This window comes from Pseudomonas sp. ICBG1301 (assembly GCF_016918385.1).
Classification (GTDB): domain Bacteria; phylum Pseudomonadota; class Gammaproteobacteria; order Pseudomonadales; family Pseudomonadaceae; genus Aquipseudomonas; species Aquipseudomonas palleroniana.
Genome location: NZ_JAEKGB010000003.1, coordinates 554,100 through 570,892 on the forward strand (window position 1 = coordinate 554,100; position 16,793 = coordinate 570,892).

Sequence of the window (16,793 nt, forward strand, 5' to 3'; positions counted from 1 at the left end):
GGAAGGGGGCTTGCCGCGAGGCGGTCAGAAGCTCATGTCGACTTTGGTCCAGAGGGTGCGCCCCGGCTCCTTGAGGGCTTGCGGGTCGTTGGCCGGGTAGCCGAACCCGGCATTACCGGCCAGGTTCAGGTGCTCGGCATAAGCCTTGCCGAACAGGTTGTCGACGCCGGTGCTGACCTTGAAATTCTTATTGATGCGGTACGCGGCGTTCAGCGAGAACACGCCAAAGCCGCCGCTCTTGTCGAAGTCCTTGCCGACCACGTTGCCCTGGTTCTGGGCGATGCGATTCTGCGCCGCGACCACCCGCCACAAGGCGCCGGCGCTCCAGTCATCTTCGCTGTAAGTCAGGCCGAAACGGGCATCGAGCGGTGGCATTTGCGGCAGTGCCTTGCCATCGCTGCTGTTCTTGCCCCAGGCGTAGGCGAGGGTGGCGTCGGCCTTCCAGTTGCGCGTCAGCTTGTAGGCTGCGCCCAGTTCACCACCCATGATGCGTGCATCGATATTACGTGCCTGGGAGGTGGTGCCCATCATGCCCGGCCTGTAGTCGAACAGAATGAAGTCCTGCACCCGGCCGATGTAACCCGAGGCCCAGGCTTCCAGGTCGGCGGTTTTGTATTGCGCGCCGAAGTCGAGTTGGGTGGTTTTCTCAGGCTTGACGCCATCGAAGGCGTTGACCGAGCCGGCCGCGCCGGTGTTGGGGGAAAACAGTTCCCAGTAGTCCGGGAAACGTTCGGCGTGGCCCAAGCCTGCGTAGACGGTGGTGGGTGTGTCAGCCAGATCGTGCTCGTAGCGCACGAAGCCCGAGGGTAGGGTATCGGCGCGCGTGTCGTCGGCGGTGGGGTTGGGGCGGGACATCATGCCCGAGCCGGTGGTCTGGCGAAAATCCTTGGCCGAGGCGCGGTCCAGGCGTGCCCCGGTGATCAGGCGGTCGCGGTCGGCGGCGTACCAGGTCAATTCGCCGAACACGCCGTAGTTGTGGAAGTTGGCGTCCTTGTTGCGCGGCAGATCCTTGTACGTGTCGATGCCCATGCTGCTGCGTTGGCGGTGTTCATTGGTTTGCGCGTCCAGGCCGCTGATCAATTGCACATCGGCCCAGCGCCAGGTGGCCTTGATGCGGGCGCCGAGGGTGCGACGGTCGACGTTGGAGGCCATCGGCCCGGCCATCATGCCGGTGCCCGACGGTACGCGCAGGCTGTAGTTGTCCATCACGTGGTCGGCATAGTTGTAGTAGACCTGGGCTTCGACCTTGTCCAGCACTTCGCCGATGTTGGATTTCTCGAAACGCAGGCCCAGGCTTTCGCGCAGGAACTGCGAGCCGTCCATGCCGCGCCCGGCGTAACGCGCTTCCCCATCACCGCGCCCGGCGGTGAGTTCCAGCAGGGTATCGGCGTCGGGCGTGAAACCGACGGCCACGTCGCCGTTCCACTTGTCGTAGCGCGAGGCGACCGTTTTGTTGTTGCCGTCCTTGTAATCATCGGCGTGGGCCTGGTTGCCGATCACCCGCACATAGCCCAGCGGCCCGCCGGCGGCGGCATCGATGACCTTGTCGAAACGCCCATTCGAACCGGCCAGCACGCTGGCGTTGACCCGCGTGCCCAGCTCACCGAACTGCTCGGGTTCGCGGTCGAACAGGATCGTGCCGGCCGATGCGCCTGGGCCCCAGAGCACGGTTTGCGGGCCTTTGATCACGGTCAGCTTGTCGTAGGTCTCCGGCGAGATGTACGAGGTGGGCGCATCCATCCGCCCGGGGCAGGCGCCGAGCATCATGCCGCCGTTGGTGAGGATATTCAGGCGCGAGCCGAACATGCCGCGCAGCACCGGGTCGCCATTGGTGCCGCCATTGCGCACCAGGGCGAAGCCGGGGATGGTCTTGAGATAGTCGCCACCGTCGCTGGCGGGCACCGGTTGGCGCGGGTCTTTCGGGTTGGTGATGACCGTCAGCGGCGAGCTCGGCGCGATCGCGGTGATCACGGTAGGGCTCAACTCGTGCTCGTCGGCATGGGCCTGTGGAACCAGCAGTGCGCCGCACAGAACGGCGAAAACGGGGGAGCATCCCAAACGGGAGTCAGCAGAAAACCTGGACATGAAAAATTCCATCAATCATTCGTAAACAACACGGCCAGCAGCCTGCGGCTGTCTGTCTAAAGTCGGCCGGGGTGAAGTAACGGTGCTTGGTGCGCTTACGTAAGGATGGGGGGCGCGCGGCTGCGGGCGCCGGGGAAGATGCTCTGCCGGGCATGGCCCAGGCGCGTGGCGGGGGTGAGGGCGTTGGCGGGCGGCGGGGTATCGAGCAGCACCGGCGAAACGCTGCCGGGCAAGGCCGGGCAGCTGAAGAGCAGGTCGCAATAGCCGCACTTGGCCCAGAGTGCGTGGTGTTCGTCAGGTGCTTTTTTGTGATGGGCTTGGCCATGCTCCATCGGCATGCTCATCGACATACCGGCGTGATGATCCATCGGCATCGCTTGGGAGATCAGCGGACCGATAAAGATCATCAACATGGCGAACAGGCTGATCCAACTGCCGCGTTTCACGCGGCGGTGTACCGATAGCCTGGCGCGAGGGGCGCCCATTGTGTGTCAGCCTATTGGGCGTGCTTATGCTCGTGGCCGGCCATCGGCGGTGCTTTCTGCACCGAGACCTGCACCTGCACCTTGCCGGCTTTTTCGAAGGTCAATATCAGTGGGAACTGCTTGCCATCGGTCAACAGGCTGCGGTCTTTGAGCCCCAGCAACATCACGTGATAGGCCATCGGTGCGAAGGTCAGCTCGCCCTTGGCCGGCACTGCCACGCTGGGTACTTGCTGCATCTTCATCAAGTCGCCCTGCATCACATGCTCATGCAGCTCGGCCTTGTCCGCCACCGGCGTTTGCACGCTGAGCAGGCGGTCCGGCGTTTCACCGGTGTTATGAATCACAAAATACGCCGCGACGGTCGGCGCATTGGGCGGCAACTCCTGGGACCAGGGTTGGCTGACCAGCAAGTCGCCGGCCTTGTAGTCCTCGGCGTTGGCAGCACTGAACACCGGCAACAGCAACGCAGCCAGAAGCAGGGAAGATTTGAGCATGGCAGTTCTCCAGAACGGTTCTAAACGCAGTTCACTTGCGAAGACATCAGGCCGTTGGAGAGGCGCGAGGGTTTAGGCTGGGCCATTGCTGGCGCGGGGTTGGGGTTTGCACTCGGGGCGCCGGCAAGCTCTGCGCGGCGTCGAACCGGGTGACATACAACTGCGGCACATGCCCCGGCAGCGCCACCAACGGCGCCGAGCCCGAGCAACACCAGCAGTGCTGCATGGCGGAGTGATCGTCCTGCTGCGGCGCCGGAATCTCCAGTTTGCCCAGGGCAATGGTCTTCAGGCTGGCGCCATTGGAGGAGCAGAAACTGCCCCACAGCAATTGCTGCACGGGGTCCTGGGACTGTTGCATCGCCCCGGCCATCGGCATGGCAAAGGCGTTGAACAGCACTGCAAGGCAGGCGATCCACACAATTGCAAAGCGTTGACGGGCCATGGCGGACAATCCGTAGGGGTTTAACGATCAGGCGGGTATTTAGCCTGATCGGGGGGGATAAGTAAAAAGGGGCGGTGTGGTTTGGTGTCGCAGTGCTATCAGCGAGCGCTGGCGTGGAGCTTCAGCCCCAGCGCTTTCATGACTTTCATGATAGTCGCGAATTCGGGATTGCCAGTGCTGGAAAGGGCTTTGTACAAGCTTTCGCGTCCGAGGCCGGCGTCGCGGGCGGTTTGGGTCATGCCTTGGGCGCGAGCGATGTGATTAAGGGCTGAACGAATCAGCAATCCGTCACCTGAATCCTCCTCGAAAGAGGCTTCAAGATACTCGGCCATGTCCTCGGGGGTCTTGAGGTATTCGGCTATGTCGAAATCTTTAAATTCAGTCATGGACCACTCCTTTTTTTCTAAACTCATCTGCAATTTGTTTCGCACGCTGAATGTCGCGCTGTTGCGTTGATTTATCGCCTCCTATCAACAGCAGGTAAACCACCTCACCTATGCGCATGAAGTAAACCCGGTATCCCGGGCCATAGTGGATGCGCATTTCCGATACGCCATTTCCAACGGTTTCGCAGTCTCCGAAGTTGCCCATCGTTGCGTTATCTAATCTTGTCAGTACGCGTCCACGGGCGGGGTTATCGCGCAACGAATGAAACCACTCCTGAAACTCGGCGGATCTCTTGAAACGGATCATCTCGGATCGTATTCCTTGGGATACAGCATGACAAGTGCGACGCACTGCAAAATCAGTGCATCCCCATCGCGGATGCTGGTGCGAAACCGCGAGAGGGGAGGTTAGAGCGGTGGCTTTTGGCTGAACCAGCCGGCTGGTTCGGAAGTGTTTGTAGGGGGATTCGGCTTCAAGGCGAGGAGTGCAATCGGTGACGGTCCCGCTGGTTATTCGTACAAATGGAAATATCCGACAAGTCTTTGAGGTTGCCCCTAGGACACTCGATCTCTAGTCTCCGTACACCGCTGTGAACCCAGCAGTCGGGCGTCGCGGCCCGGATTTTCTAAGAGCAAAAGCGCTATCGTCTGCTTTCAGTTGATGCTTTTTTATCGTCTACTGTGCGGCGCAATGGTGGCTGTGCGCGGGATACCTTCGGGTATGCCGGGTTGCCTTAGGACCGGTCCGCGAACCTGCGTACAGCTGCCACCCCCTCGCGTCGCGGCGAATCAGTGGCAGCTCCACTTTTCTAAGGAGCTTCACAATGATTAAACCCACCCCAAATCCCCCCATCCGGCTCTTCACCGTGGCCGATGAAATCAGCACCGAGGACCTGTTGGTCAACCTCAGCGAAACACTCGCCTCGGCCAATGCACTGAGTTGCGATATTGCGTTTAACCTGGAAGGTGCACCCCGTGAGGAATTGTTAGGTGTTGCGCAGTTGATCGAACTGGCGCAATTGCTCGCTGAGAGGGTGCACGAAGGTGCAGGGCAGGCGGCAGCCGCGAGTCGTTAACAGTTCGATGAATGATCGTTCCTGCGCTCTTGCGTGGGAATGATCGTGTGGCAGGTCTCAGGCCTCCCAGCTGGCTTCTCGTATATGGTTGAAGTTGACGACATCTACGCAGTGCTGATGAGCAAATCCCGCGACTCTAAGGTCGTCAGTCAACACCAGGTAATTATCTTTTGCTGCGGCAACAATGCCGACGTCGGTAAGGCCATAGGGTGACAGTTCATAGTCACGACTTATATCCAGGGCTGGATGGTGAATCTCGATTATTGTTGAAAGTGAGTTCTTTAACGTTGCATAAAAATCGTGAAGCTTGCTCCCATAAAGTCCATTCGTCAGGTTGCTGACTTCAGCGAGAATGTGAGGAGTTGAAACCAGCTTTTCGAACTGATCAATCACTTTTAGCAAAAGTTGATAGTCTTCATGGCTGTAGCCGCGTGTTCTCTTGAATTCCACGATGCTGGACGTTCCTCCTATCAGTGCCAGCAGTAACAAGTTGGTGTCGACTATGATTCCTTTTCTTCGATATTGCTTGATATAGGTGTCTATCATATCTCGCGAATCTTCATGGAGCGGAATTCGCCAGTCTGCGCATCAATGATGAAAGTCTTATATTTTCTTGAAAACATTTCTCCGGAAAGAGTGGCACCAAGTCTCTGGAGTTTATTCGAGTTTGGGACGTTGAAGCCTAGTGTTATTGCCCAGGTATTGTTGTTTGGATCCAGCTCTACTTCCTCAAGCATTAAATCGTTCAACGCCATTTCCTGCCCGAGAAAATCGTTTGCTGCTGCCTTCGCAACTTTAACGGCGTCTTTAACTTCTATCATGTCAGCTCCTGGATAGCGTTGGGCCTGGCTTGAACTGCTGCTGGAGTTTAGCACTTCGTATTGTGGGTTCATCGCCGTCCCTTGAGGTAACAAACAGATTGGATAGAGGGTGGCGAATGATCCTGATCTACCGAATCAAATCTGCCAACGAATCGATTGTTTCAGCGGGCGACAGGAACTCCCGGTCCACCGCAGCCAACACCGGCCGCTTCAACACCAACACCGGCACACCTCGCTCCCGCGCCACTTCCAGCTTCGGCTCCGTCGCTGCGCTACCGCTGTTCTTGCTGATCAACACGTCAATCGCGCGCCGTTCAAACAACGCGCGTTCGTCTTCGATCAAAAACGGCCCACGCGCGCCGATCACTTCACACCGCTCATTCCCCGGATACACGTCCAGCGCGCGCAGTGTCCAGAACTGGTCAACCGGGATTTCATCGAGGTGCTGCAACGGTTCGCGGCCCAATGTGAATAGGGGGCGCTTGAAGGGTTTCAGGGCGGTGATCAAGTCGGCCCAATCGCTGACCTCACGCCAATCATCCCCGGCCTGCGGCTGCCATGCCGGACGCCGCAGCGCCCAGCAAGGGATGCCACTCAACTGTGCAGCCTCGGCGGCATTGCGGCTGATCTGTGCCGCGTAGGGATGGGTCGCGTCGAGAATCAGACCAATTCCCTCGTCCCGAACAAACGTCGTCAAGCCCTCGGCCCCGCCGTAGCCGCCAACCCGCACCTGGCACGTGAGGTCCGTCGGCACGCGGCCCACTCCGGCCAGACTGTAGATATGCTCTGGCCCCAGAGTCCGCGCAATTGCCAGCGCCTCGGTCACGCCGCCCAGCAGCAAGATGCGTTTCATAGCGGCTTGACCACGTCCAGCAAGGTAATCGGCAATGCCTGGCGCCAGGTATCGAACTCGCCCAGCGGCTGCGCCTGCGCCACATGGACGCGGGTCAGCTCGCCGCCATGCTGGGCGCGCCAGTTCATCAAGGTCATTTCGCTTTGCAGGGTCACGGCATTGGCGACCAGCCTTCCACCAGGCCGCAGCTGTTGCCAGCAGGTCTCGAGCACGCCGTCGCGGGTGACGCCGCCGCCGATGAAGATCGCGTCCGGTGCCTCCAGGCCGCGTAACGCCTCGGGCGCCTTGCCGCGAACCAGTTGCAGCCCAGGCACGCCCAGCGCATCGCGGTTGTGTTCGATCAGGCCCTGGCGACCTTCATCCGCTTCAATCGCCAGCGCACGGCAACTGGGGTGCGCACGCATCCATTCGATACCAATGGAGCCGCTGCCCGCGCCCACATCCCACAGCAGTTCACCGGGCATCGGCGCGAGGCGGGCGAGGGTCATGGCGCGCACGTCGCGCTTGGTCAATTGACCGTCGTGCTTGAAGGCGGAATCGGGCAGGCCCGCCAGGCGTGACAGGCGGGGTGTTGCGCAGGAGGCTACGCAGTCGATGGCGACCAGGTTCAAATCGGCGACTGAAGCCTGTTGCCAATCAGCCGCCAAACCGTCGATACGCCGCTCGTCCGCGCCGCCCAGGTGTTCAAACACGCTCAACCGGCTGGGCCCGAACCCGGATTCAGCCAGCAACGAGGCGATCGCAGCAGGGCTGCGACCGTCGTTGCTCAACACCAGCAACCGCACGCCGCTGGCCAAGTGCATATTCAGCGCCGCCAAGGGCCGGGCCACCACGGATAAGGTCACCACTTCCTGCAATGGCCAGCCCAATCGCGCCGCCGCCAGCGACACCGACGATGGCGCCGGCACTATCAGCAACTCTGCCGCCGGCACCTGCCGCGCGAGGCTTGCGCCCACGCCATAGAACATCGGATCGCCGCTGGCCAGCACGCACACCGGTTCGCCACGCCGAGCCAGCACCGGCTCCAGGGAAAACGGGCTTGGCCAGGCTTGGCGCTCACCCCGAATGCATACCGGCAACAGGTCCAGCTGGCGCTGGCCGCCTATGATCCGCGTGGCGCGCAACAGGGCATGCCGGGCATTCCTGCCCAGCCCCTTGAAACCGTCTTCACCGATGCCTACAACCGTCAGCCAGGGCGACATATGAATTCCTTGAACGACATCCGACGGGCAGGCTTTTCATGCCGCCGGACAAAGCAGGCATAATACCGCGCCTTGACCCGTCAACCGGTAGCCCCGTGAACCCAACGCCCGCTGTGAATACCTTGCGCCCCTCGGCTTGTCCGGGGTTGCTGCGTATTGTCCAGGCGCTGGATGGCGGCATTTGCCGGGTCAAACTGGCGGGCGGTTCAATCACCGCCGCCCAAGCCGGCGCCGTGGCAGACGCGGCCCAGGCCTATGCCGGTGGGGTGATCGAGGCGACCAACCGCGCCAACCTGCAGATTCGCGGAATCGGTGCCGACCAGGAAGCGCTGATTGCGACGCTGCTGGCCGCAGGTCTTGGCCCCCGCAACGCCGGCGGCGACGACGTGCGCAACCTGATGCTCAGTCCCAGCGCCGGTATCGACCCGCAAATGCTGTTCGACACTCGCCCGTTGGCCGACCAGATTCTCGCCACCTTGCAAAGCCATCCGCGCTTCCATGAGCTGTCGGCCAAGTTCGCGGTGCAGCTGGATGGTGGCGAAGCCCTGGCGATGCTCGAACATCATCACGATCTGTGGCTGTCGGCGTTTGTACGCGACGGCCAGACGCTGCTCGCGTTCGGCCTGGCCGGTTGCCCTGGGCTGAATGCGCCGTTGGGCGCCGTACCGTTGGAGCAGGGCCATGCACTGGTGGTGGCGGTCCTGGAAGCGTTCCTCGATCTGGCGAGCCCTGCGCAAACCCGCATGCGCCATCTGCCCGTGGAGAGTGTGCTGGGCCGTCTCAACCTGCCGCTGCTGCCCACCGACGGTTTCAAACGCCCGCCCAGCGGTGCGTTGCTGCACCTCGGAACCTATCCGCAGGAGCAAAAGAACCAGTTCTACGTCGCGGCTATCGCCCCGTTGGGCCGCCTGGATTCGACGATGCTCAAAGGCGCTGCGCAACTGGCCAACGAGTACGGCGACGGCACCTTGCGTTTCACGCCTTGGCAAGGCGTGCTACTGCCCTACGTCGAAAAGCCGCACGCAGTGACCCAACGCCTGGCGCAGTTGGGCTTTCTCTGTTCTATCGAGCAGCCCCTGGCGCGCATGATCGCCTGCACCGGCTCCAGCGGCTGCGGCAAAGCCCTGGCCGACACCAAGGCTGACGCGGTGCAACTCGCCGCGTTGCACCCCGGCCATGACGTGCACCTGTCCGGCTGCCCGCGTTCCTGCGCCGCCGCGCACACCGCGCCGGTCACGCTGCTGGCGGTAAGCCCGGGCCACTACGACCTCTATTTTCGTGATCCAGCCCAACCCGGTTTCGGCCGGCTGCACGCGCACAACCTTTCCATTGAAGCGACGGGCGCCTTGCTACGCGCCCGCCCACGGAGCAACACCGATGATTGATTACATCCGCGACGGTCAGGAGATCTATCGCAACTCCTTTGCCATTATTCGCGCGGAAGCCAAGTTGGACCGCATCCCGGCCGACCTGGAAAAACTCGCGGTGCGCGTGATTCATGCGTGCGGCATGGTCGAGGCAATCGACGGCCTGCAGTTTTCCGAAGGCGCGGGCCAGGCCGGGCGCGCTGCGTTGGCCGCTGGCGCGCCGATTCTGTGTGATGCGCGAATGGTCTCCGAAGGCGTGACCCGAGCACGCCTGCCGGCCAATAACCCCGTGATCTGCACCCTGCGCGACGACAGCGTGCCGCAATTGGCGCGGGAGTTGGGCAACACCCGTTCCGCCGCCGCCCTGGAGCTGTGGCGCCCGCACCTGGAAGGTAGCGTGGTGGTGATCGGCAACGCGCCGACGGCCTTGTTCTACTTGCTGGAAATGCTCGACGCCGGCGCCCCGAAACCGGCATTGATCCTGGGTTTCCCGGTGGGGTTTGTCGGCGCTGCCGAATCCAAGGCCATGCTTGCAGCCGATAGCCGTGGCGTGCCCTTTGTGATCATGCAGGGCCGCCTGGGCGGCAGTGCGATGGCTGCCGCTGCGGTCAACGCCTTGGCCACGGAGGTCGAATAATGCAGGCACGCGGACGTTTGATCGGCCTGGGCGTCGGCCCCGGTGACCCGGAACTCATCACCCTCAAGGCCCTGCGCCTGCTGCGCGAATCGCCGGTGGTGGCGTACTTCGTGGCCAAGGGCAAGAAGGGCAACGCCTTCGGCATCATCGAAGACCACCTGGTGCCGCAACAGACCCTGATGCCGCTGGTGTACCCGGTGACCACCGAGGTGTTGCCGGCACCGATGTCCTATGAACAGGTCATCAGCGATTTCTACGACGCCGCCAGTGTCGACGTGGCCGCGCACTTGGACGCCGGCCGCGACGTGGCGGTGATCTGCGAAGGCGACCCGTTCTTCTATGGCTCCTACATGTACCTGCACGACCGCCTGGCCGAACGCTATGAAGCCCAGGTCATTCCGGGGGTGTGTTCGATGCTCGGTGGTGCGTCGGTGCTCGGCGCGCCGTTGGTGTATCGCAACCAGAGCTTGTCGGTGCTTTCGGGCGTGTTGCCCCACGACGATCTCAAGCGCCGCCTGGCGGACGCCGATGCCGCGGTGATCATGAAGCTGGGGCGCAACTTTCCCAAGGTGCGCCAGGTGCTCGAAGAGCTCGGCCTGGCCAAGCGTGCGCTGTATGTGGAGCGCGCGACCATGGCCAACCAGAAGATCGTACCGCTGGATCAGGTTGATCCTGCTTCGTCGCCGTACTTTTCGTTGATCATCGTACCCGGTGAACGGTGGCAAGGTTGATGAGCCCGGCGATTGTCATCCTCGGCCAGGGCAGCCTGGCCACTGCGCGCAAGATCCAGCAGGTGTACCCCGGCGCCTTGATCTACGGCCTGGCGGCTCGGGTCGACGGCGCCGACAGGGTCTACAGTGAGTTCGGTACGACCCTGCGCCAGCTCTATCAACAAGGCACGCCGCTGATTGCGCTGTGCGCCGCCGGCATTGTGATCCGCACCCTGGCGCCGCTGCTGCTGGAAAAGGGCGAAGAACCCGCCGTGCTGGCGGTTGCCGAAGACGGTAGCGCCGTGGTGCCGCTGCTCGGCGGGCTGGGCGGCGTGAACGTCATGGCACGCGACATTGGCGCTGCGCTGCAGGTGGCCGCTGCGATTACCACCAGTGGCGAGCTGCGTTTCGGCACTTGCCTGCTCAACCCGCCCAAGGGCTATGAGTTGGCGGATCTGGAGCTGGGCAAGCGCTTCGTTTCCGACCTGCTGGCCGGTGAAAGGGTACGCATCGAGGGCGTAGCGCCGTGGTTGGACCAGGCCAACCTGCCCCAGGACGCACAGGCACGCCTGGCGATTCACGTGGGCAATGCCGAGCGCAGCCCTGCGCCCGATGAATTGCTGATTTATCCGAAGAACGTGAGCGTGACCTGCAAACCAGGTGCACAACTGGCTGAGCGTGTGCGCACGGCGCTGCGTGAGGCGGGTATCGCCGTGCAATCCCTGGCGTGCCTGCTGGCCAGCGATACGCAGATGGCTGAAGCGTCGTTGCACGCAGCGGCGTTGGAGCTGGGTGTACCGCTGCGTTTCGTCAGTGCCGGCCGCGATGCCGATATCGTCATCGATGTCGCCGAGCAACCGTTGGACCTGTCGCAAGTCGGCCGGGTGCGTGGCCGCCTTGCCGTGATCGGCCTGGGTCCTGGCGCCGCCGAATTGATGGTGCCGGCGGTCAAGGCTGAACTGGCGCGTTGCACCGACGTGCTGGGTTATGAAACCTACGTGCGCATGGCCGGCCCGTTTCGTGACGATCAGGTGCAGCACTGCACCGATAACCGCGAAGAAATGCAGCGCGCGCGTCACGCTTTCGAGCTGGCGGCCCAGGGGCGCTCGGTGGTGGTGGTGTCGTCCGGCGACCCGGGCGTGTTCGCCATGGCCGCCGCGGTGATCGAGGCTTTGCACGAGTCCACCGACCCGACGTGGCATCAGGTCGACCTGCAAATCCTGCCGGGTGTCTCGGCCTCGCTCGCCACCGCCGCCCAGGCGGGGGCGCCGTTGGGCCATGACTTCTGTGTGATGTCGCTGTCGGACAACCTCAAGCCGTGGTCGATCATCGAAAAACGCCTGGACCTCGCGTCCCAGGCCGATCTGGCGCTGGCGTTCTACAATCCGATCTCCCGCTCACGCCCGTGGCAGCTGGGGCGTGCACTGGAAATCGTGGCACTGCACCGCACGCCTGAAACGCCCGTGGTGCTGGGGCGCGATATCGGTCGTCCGGGCCAGACCCTGCGTGTCACCACGTTGGGGCAACTGACGCCGGAGCAGGTGGACATGCGCACCATGGTGTTGATCGGCTCGTCCACGACCTGCACATTCCCGCGTGCCGGTGGCGGTCAATGGGTATATACACCGCGCTGGTACGGCGAAAAGCCTGCGTCCTGAAAGCGCTTCATTGGTCGCCGGAAAGCTCCGAATGACCCAGGGATTTTCCTGGCGTCGTTCGGGGCTTTTTCTTTTTTCTGCGACGAAATCCGCCAGCCTGCCCGTCACGCGGCGTGATTGCTGGGCAGCGCGCTTCGCCGGGTTGGGCCAAGGGATTTATAGCGTCTGGAAAGCCCATCAGCCCGTGGACTAGGGTGGACATAAGCCCCGAGTTGGGGTGCTTGTGGAGAATCAAAATGGAGCGACATCACAGAGGGATCAGCAGTACAAAACGGCGCAAGTTGATTGCTGCCTATAAGCTGCCGGGAGCATCAGCCAGGCAGGCGGTTTTACCGCAGGACGCCGAGGACGACTTCAATGCAGCCGTGGTCAACAATGGCGTCATCTCGTTTGCCGAAGGCTTGTCCGGCCTGAACAGGGAGTACGTGCGTAAAAGCTATTTGCTGGCCAGCAGCTACGTCAGCGATGTGCTGAAAGTGCACCGTGGAACCGAGGATTGGTACGACGAATTCATCAAGGTGATGGTCAGCCTGGGGTGGTTGCCGGTGCGCAGCAGCTTCGAGCGGGTCTCACGTATGGGCAAGGGCCTGACCGTGCAATTGGCGGCGCTGAACCTCATCGCCGGCATGCTGGCGTCGAGTGCCTTGTCCGGGCCGCTGCTCACTGCGCTGCCGAAACTGGCGGCCGATGCATTGGAGGCGTTGAAGCAGACGCCGGCGTCGTTCGAGTTGTTCAAACGCAATAGCTCGGTGCATCAGGGCGGTGATTTTGGCCTGGCGTCCTGTGCGCAAACAGAGGGTGGATTGATGATGGTGCTGGTGACCTACAGCACCCGTGGCGTGGATAAACAGGTGGGCTTGCCCTTCCTGGAGTGGGACAGCTCCTCGTTCGAGGCATTCAGCGGGCAGACCTGCCTGGTGCTGAACACCACGGTGGTCAACGAAAAGACCCTTCAGCTGATGCGCGAGAGTGCGGGAGACAAGGTGCAGTTGGCGATCGCCAAGTACCGCATCTAGGGCACCAGGTAACCGCGCACGCCGGTAAAGATGATCTGCGCGGCCAGCGCGCAGACGAACAGCCCCATCAGCCGACTGACAATCTGCAAGCCCTGGTCGCCAAGAATGCGTTCAATGCGGTTGGACAAATACAGCACCACACCGACCGTGAGGCTGGCCAGAGCGATGCTGAGGATGGCCATGATCTTGTCATCCCAATGCGGCTGGCTCACGCCCATCACCAGCAGGGCGCCGATCGTACCGGGGCCGACCGTGAGCGGGATGGTCAGCGGTACGATGGTCACGTCCTGCTGCACATTGTCGGCCTGTACCGCCGACTTGCCCTGGGCCATGCCCAGGGCGGAAATGAACAGTACGCTACCGGCGCCGATGCGGAAGGCATCCACCGTGATGCCGAAGACACTGAAAATCACGCGGCCGAACAGGTAGAGCAGTACGCTCGACACCAGTGTGGCCAGCGCCACTTTCCACGCCAGGCGCCGCCGCTCCTTGCTGGAATAACCCCGGGTAAGGCTGATAAAACAGGACAGCACGAAGAACGGGCTGTAGAGCACCAGCATTTTCAGGTAGACGCTGAATAACACGTGGAGCATGTGAGTGGCTCGTGGTGGATAAAGTGTGTGGAGTCTATCAGGCGACACACACCAAATCTGCAAGGGGCTTTGTAGTGAGCGGGGCAAGCCCGCTCACTACAAGTTCTCAGGAGGGGGCGTGTTCCGGGCGCTGTTGACGCTGCGCCACCCAGTATTCCACCAACTCACGCAACTGCGACAACTCCACCGGCTTGGCCATATGCCCATCCATCCCGGCCAGGCGTGCGCGTTCTTTGTGTTCCGACAGAATGTGCGCCGTCAGCGCCACGACCGGCGTGCGGATGCGCTGGTGGCTGACTTCCCATGCACGCAGTTGCTGGGTCGCCGAGAAGCCATCGAGGATCGGCATCTCACAGTCCATCAGGACCAGGTCGTAACGCTGGGCTTTCATGGCCTCCAGCGCTTCTTCGCCGTTGCTGGCGGTGTCCGGGTTGAGGTTGAGCTTGCCGAGCATGCCACGGATCACCTTGGTGGAGATGCTGTTGTCTTCAGCCACCAGGATGCGGAAATCGGCAGGTACGGTGATGGCTGCCGGGGCACTGAGGACGGGGCGTGGCGGCACGTTGCCTTTGCTGCGCTGCGTCAGCTCGTCGGCCAGGGTGGTCTTGAGCGTATACCCGGCCACTGGCTTGGCGAGAATGCGCTTGATCCCGCAATTGCGCGCGATGATCTTGCTCGGCGCATTGCTGATGCCGGTGAGCATGATCAGCAGGATGTCGTGGTTCAGGCTCGGGTCTTCCTTGATCTTTGCCGCCAGCTGCATGCCGGTCATGCCCGGCATGTTCTGGTCCAGCAGCACCACATCGAAGTAATCGCGCAGATGTGCCTTGGTGCGCAACAAGGCCAGGGCCTCTTTGCCGGAGGGCGCAGCGCTCACGTTCAGGCCCCAGGCCGAGCATTGCTGCACCAGCACTTTGCGACAGGTGTCGTTGTCGTCCACCACCAGCACCCGTGCGCCCTTGAGCGGGCCATCGAGGTCGGAGGTCGGGTGTTCCAGACGTTCCGGGTCCAGCGGCAGGGTCAACCACAGGGTGCTGCCCTGATGGCTGCTGCTCTTGATGCCGAACTCGCCGTTCATCAGCAGGATCAGTTGGCGGGCGATGACCAGGCCCAGATGGCCACTCAAACGGGTGGCCGAGAGGAAGTTCTTGCTGTGCAGTTCGCTGTGCAGCAGGGCATCGCGCTCGATGGCATCCATGGGGACGCCACTGTCTTGCACGGCAATGCGCAGGCGCGGCTTGGGGCTGCGCTCGTCCAGGGCGACGACGATCAGCACTTCGCCTTCGTCGGTTTTCTGCAGGGCGTTTTCCAGCAGGCTCAACACTGCCTGGCGCAGACGTGTCGGGTCGCCACTGATCACACGAGGCACCTGGGGCTGGATAAAACTGATCAGTTCGACGTTTTGCTGCTCGGCCTTGGCGCGGAAGATACTCAAGCAGTCTTCAATCAGTGCGTTGAGGTCGAACTGCACATCATCGAGCTCGATCTGCCCGGACTCCAGCTTGGAGATATCGAGGATCTCGTTGATCAGCGTGAGCAGCTCATTCCCGGCGCTGTGAATGGTCTGCACGTAGTCCCGCTGTTTGACCGACAACGGCGTTCCCAGCAGCAATTCGGTCATGCCCAGCACACCGTTCATGGGGGTGCGGATTTCGTGGCTGATCTTCGCCAGGAACTCGGCCTTGGCCGCGATCTCGGCGTTGCTGGCGGCCAGGTCGCGGCTGAGGCTGAAGCGGGTTTCAACAATCGCGCGCTGGCGCTCGCCCAGGGCCAGGCTCATCAGCAGGCCACTGAGGCAGATAAAGCTCAGCAGGGTGACGATCAAACCCTGCGGTGCCACCAGTGTCAGGCCGAGCAGGGCCGGCAGGATGATCAGCGTGCCGAGGTTGAACACCACCATGGCCGCCACGAACAAGCGTGCCGGGCGATAGCCTTTCTGCCAGTGGTAGGCCGAGATAAACAGCATGCTCAACCCGGCCAGGGCGACCAGGGCATAGGTGATGATGTTCAGCGGCAAGGTGTTGACGAACAACAGCAGCAGGCCGCACAGCACGATGAACAGGATGTCCGCCATCAACAGTTTGTTCAGCGGATGCGGGCCCAGCGGCATGAAGAAGCGGTAGGCAAACATCAGCCCGCAGGGGGCGGTCAGCAATAGCGCGAGGTAGGCGCCGGGCGTCTGGATGGCTTGCCAGTTCGGCAGCCAGGGCCCGATCAGGTTGAGCAACAGCAGCAGGCTGAGCATCAACAGGAACTCGCAGGCGGCCAGCCAGAGGCTGCTCCGCGAGCGGTGGTAGGCGAAGCGCGTGAGGTTGTGCAGGATCAGCATCAAGAGGACGCCGAACAGCAGCCCGTAGATCAGCGTCTGGTGCTGGTCGGCCGCCGCCAGTACGGCCGGCTCCAGGGTGATATAGGGGCGCAGCTCATGCTCCGACACCAGGCGCAGGTAGACGTCGAGCGGTTTGGGGCTCTGGGGCATCGGCAGCATGAAATCGCTGCTGGGTAGTGGCCTTTCAACCTGGGGTTGACGGGTGCCGGTGGTCTGTTGTTCCACCAGAGTGTCGCCGTCCAGCACATACAGGCTCAGATGGGACAAGTCCGGGGCAAATACCCGCAGCACTTGCTCGTGCTTGCCGGGTTGCAGCCTGAAGCGCACCCACAACGCGCCGTCCGGTTGCGCAGCGGTAATCCGGTCCAGTTCGATGGGGCTGAATTGATTGGTGTAGCGTGAGGAGCGGATGTCGCTCAGTTGCAGGTCGGCCTGTTCATCAAGTAATACCGCCCAACCACTGCCTTGCGCCGCGGCCTGGGCCGGGAACAAGCAGAGCAGTGTCAGCAGGCTGACGGTGAAACCTATGGCGATCCTGAGCCAGCGCACGGCGAAATCCCTTCGTAGGTTGATGCACGTGATGCATGGGTTAACTATGCGCGGGGCGACATGCGTAGGGCAAGGGCCGAAGGCCCTTAC

The 16,793-nt window shown here is 62.0% G+C and carries 18 protein-coding genes; 6 read left to right on the forward strand and 12 right to left on the reverse strand.

Annotation, left to right across the window (positions count from 1 at the left end; translation table 11 throughout):
- Positions 1–24: 24 nt before the first annotated feature.
- From JBE38_RS09630 to JBE38_RS09655, 6 genes are all read right to left on the reverse strand, one after another.
- Positions 25–2,085 carry a TonB-dependent copper receptor gene (locus JBE38_RS09630; protein ID WP_090367067.1) on the reverse strand — a complete coding sequence of 687 codons (2,061 nt, stop codon included), beginning with the start codon at positions 2,083–2,085 and terminating at the stop codon, positions 25–27.
- A 95-nt stretch (positions 2,086–2,180) separates the two neighbouring features.
- Positions 2,181–2,570, reverse strand: a complete 390-nt coding sequence (locus JBE38_RS09635) for a DUF2946 domain-containing protein (protein WP_205344191.1) — start codon at positions 2,568–2,570, stop codon at positions 2,181–2,183.
- 11 nt (positions 2,571–2,581) lie between these two features.
- The gene (locus tag JBE38_RS09640; RefSeq protein ID WP_198760928.1) at positions 2,582–3,064 is read right to left on the reverse strand and encodes a copper chaperone PCu(A)C; all 483 of its coding nucleotides are present in this window, start codon (positions 3,062–3,064) and stop codon (positions 2,582–2,584) included.
- Between the two features lie 46 nt (positions 3,065–3,110).
- Positions 3,111–3,506: a DUF2946 domain-containing protein gene (locus JBE38_RS09645; protein WP_090367063.1), complete on the reverse strand. Its 396-nt coding sequence runs from the start codon at positions 3,504–3,506 to the stop codon at positions 3,111–3,113.
- Between the two features lie 98 nt (positions 3,507–3,604).
- Complete coding sequence (locus JBE38_RS09650) at positions 3,605–3,892, reverse strand: addiction module antidote protein (protein ID WP_090367061.1); 288 nt, start codon at positions 3,890–3,892, stop codon at positions 3,605–3,607.
- Complete coding sequence (locus JBE38_RS09655) at positions 3,885–4,199, reverse strand: type II toxin-antitoxin system RelE/ParE family toxin (RefSeq protein ID WP_090367059.1); 315 nt, start codon at positions 4,197–4,199, stop codon at positions 3,885–3,887. The genes JBE38_RS09650 and JBE38_RS09655 overlap by 8 nt, the downstream gene beginning before the upstream one ends.
- A 517-nt stretch (positions 4,200–4,716) precedes the next feature.
- On the opposite strand from JBE38_RS09655, the gene JBE38_RS09660 reads away from it, so the two are divergent.
- Positions 4,717–4,968, forward strand: coding sequence for a DUF6124 family protein (locus JBE38_RS09660; protein WP_126851395.1), 252 nt, complete (start codon positions 4,717–4,719; stop codon positions 4,966–4,968).
- Positions 4,969–5,025: 57 nt separating this feature from the next.
- Here the strand turns inward: JBE38_RS09660 and JBE38_RS09665 are convergent, their stop codons facing one another.
- The 4 genes from JBE38_RS09665 to cbiE form a co-directional block, all read right to left on the reverse strand.
- Positions 5,026–5,514, reverse strand: a complete 489-nt coding sequence (locus JBE38_RS09665; protein ID WP_126851394.1) for a PIN domain-containing protein — start codon at positions 5,512–5,514, stop codon at positions 5,026–5,028.
- The gene (locus JBE38_RS09670; protein WP_205344192.1) at positions 5,511–5,789 is read right to left on the reverse strand and encodes a hypothetical protein; all 279 of its coding nucleotides are present in this window, start codon (positions 5,787–5,789) and stop codon (positions 5,511–5,513) included. Before JBE38_RS09670 ends, JBE38_RS09665 begins: the two co-directional genes overlap by 4 nt.
- Before the next feature lie 127 nt (positions 5,790–5,916).
- Positions 5,917–6,642: a cobalt-precorrin-6A reductase gene (locus JBE38_RS09675; RefSeq protein ID WP_205344193.1), complete on the reverse strand. Its 726-nt coding sequence runs from the start codon at positions 6,640–6,642 to the stop codon at positions 5,917–5,919.
- Positions 6,639–7,844, reverse strand: coding sequence for a precorrin-6y C5,15-methyltransferase (decarboxylating) subunit CbiE (gene cbiE, locus JBE38_RS09680; protein ID WP_205344194.1), 1,206 nt, complete (start codon positions 7,842–7,844; stop codon positions 6,639–6,641). Before cbiE ends, JBE38_RS09675 begins: the two co-directional genes overlap by 4 nt.
- Before the next feature lie 38 nt (positions 7,845–7,882).
- Here cbiE and cobG point away from each other — a divergent pair, with 38 nt between their 5' ends.
- The 5 genes from cobG to JBE38_RS09705 all read left to right on the forward strand — a co-directional run bounded on the left by cobG (position 7,883) and on the right by JBE38_RS09705 (position 13,232).
- Positions 7,883–9,229 carry a precorrin-3B synthase gene (gene cobG, locus JBE38_RS09685; protein ID WP_090367049.1) on the forward strand — a complete coding sequence of 449 codons (1,347 nt, stop codon included), beginning with the start codon at positions 7,883–7,885 and terminating at the stop codon, positions 9,227–9,229.
- A complete protein-coding gene (locus JBE38_RS09690; protein WP_090367047.1) occupies positions 9,222–9,848 on the forward strand; it encodes a precorrin-8X methylmutase in 627 nt (208 codons plus the stop codon). The genes cobG and JBE38_RS09690 overlap by 8 nt, the downstream gene beginning before the upstream one ends.
- Positions 9,848–10,579, forward strand: coding sequence for a precorrin-2 C(20)-methyltransferase (locus JBE38_RS09695; RefSeq protein ID WP_205344195.1), 732 nt, complete (start codon positions 9,848–9,850; stop codon positions 10,577–10,579). Before JBE38_RS09690 ends, JBE38_RS09695 begins: the two co-directional genes overlap by 1 nt.
- Positions 10,579–12,216, forward strand: coding sequence for a precorrin-3B C(17)-methyltransferase (cobJ, locus tag JBE38_RS09700; protein ID WP_205344196.1), 1,638 nt, complete (start codon positions 10,579–10,581; stop codon positions 12,214–12,216). Before JBE38_RS09695 ends, cobJ begins: the two co-directional genes overlap by 1 nt.
- A 236-nt stretch (positions 12,217–12,452) precedes the next feature.
- On the forward strand, positions 12,453–13,232 hold the full coding sequence (locus JBE38_RS09705; protein WP_161547809.1) for a hypothetical protein: 780 nt from the start codon (positions 12,453–12,455) through the stop codon (positions 13,230–13,232).
- Here the strand turns inward: JBE38_RS09705 and JBE38_RS09710 are convergent.
- Together JBE38_RS09710 and JBE38_RS09715 are read right to left on the reverse strand one after the other, a co-directional pair.
- Positions 13,229–13,825, reverse strand: coding sequence for a MarC family protein (locus JBE38_RS09710; protein WP_060755028.1), 597 nt, complete (start codon positions 13,823–13,825; stop codon positions 13,229–13,231). The genes JBE38_RS09705 and JBE38_RS09710 overlap by 4 nt on opposite strands.
- 106 nt (positions 13,826–13,931) lie before the next feature.
- Entirely contained in the window at positions 13,932–16,703 is a 2,772-nt protein-coding gene (locus tag JBE38_RS09715; RefSeq protein WP_090367040.1) for a hybrid sensor histidine kinase/response regulator, read from the reverse strand.
- Between the last annotated feature and the right edge of the window lie 90 nt (positions 16,704–16,793).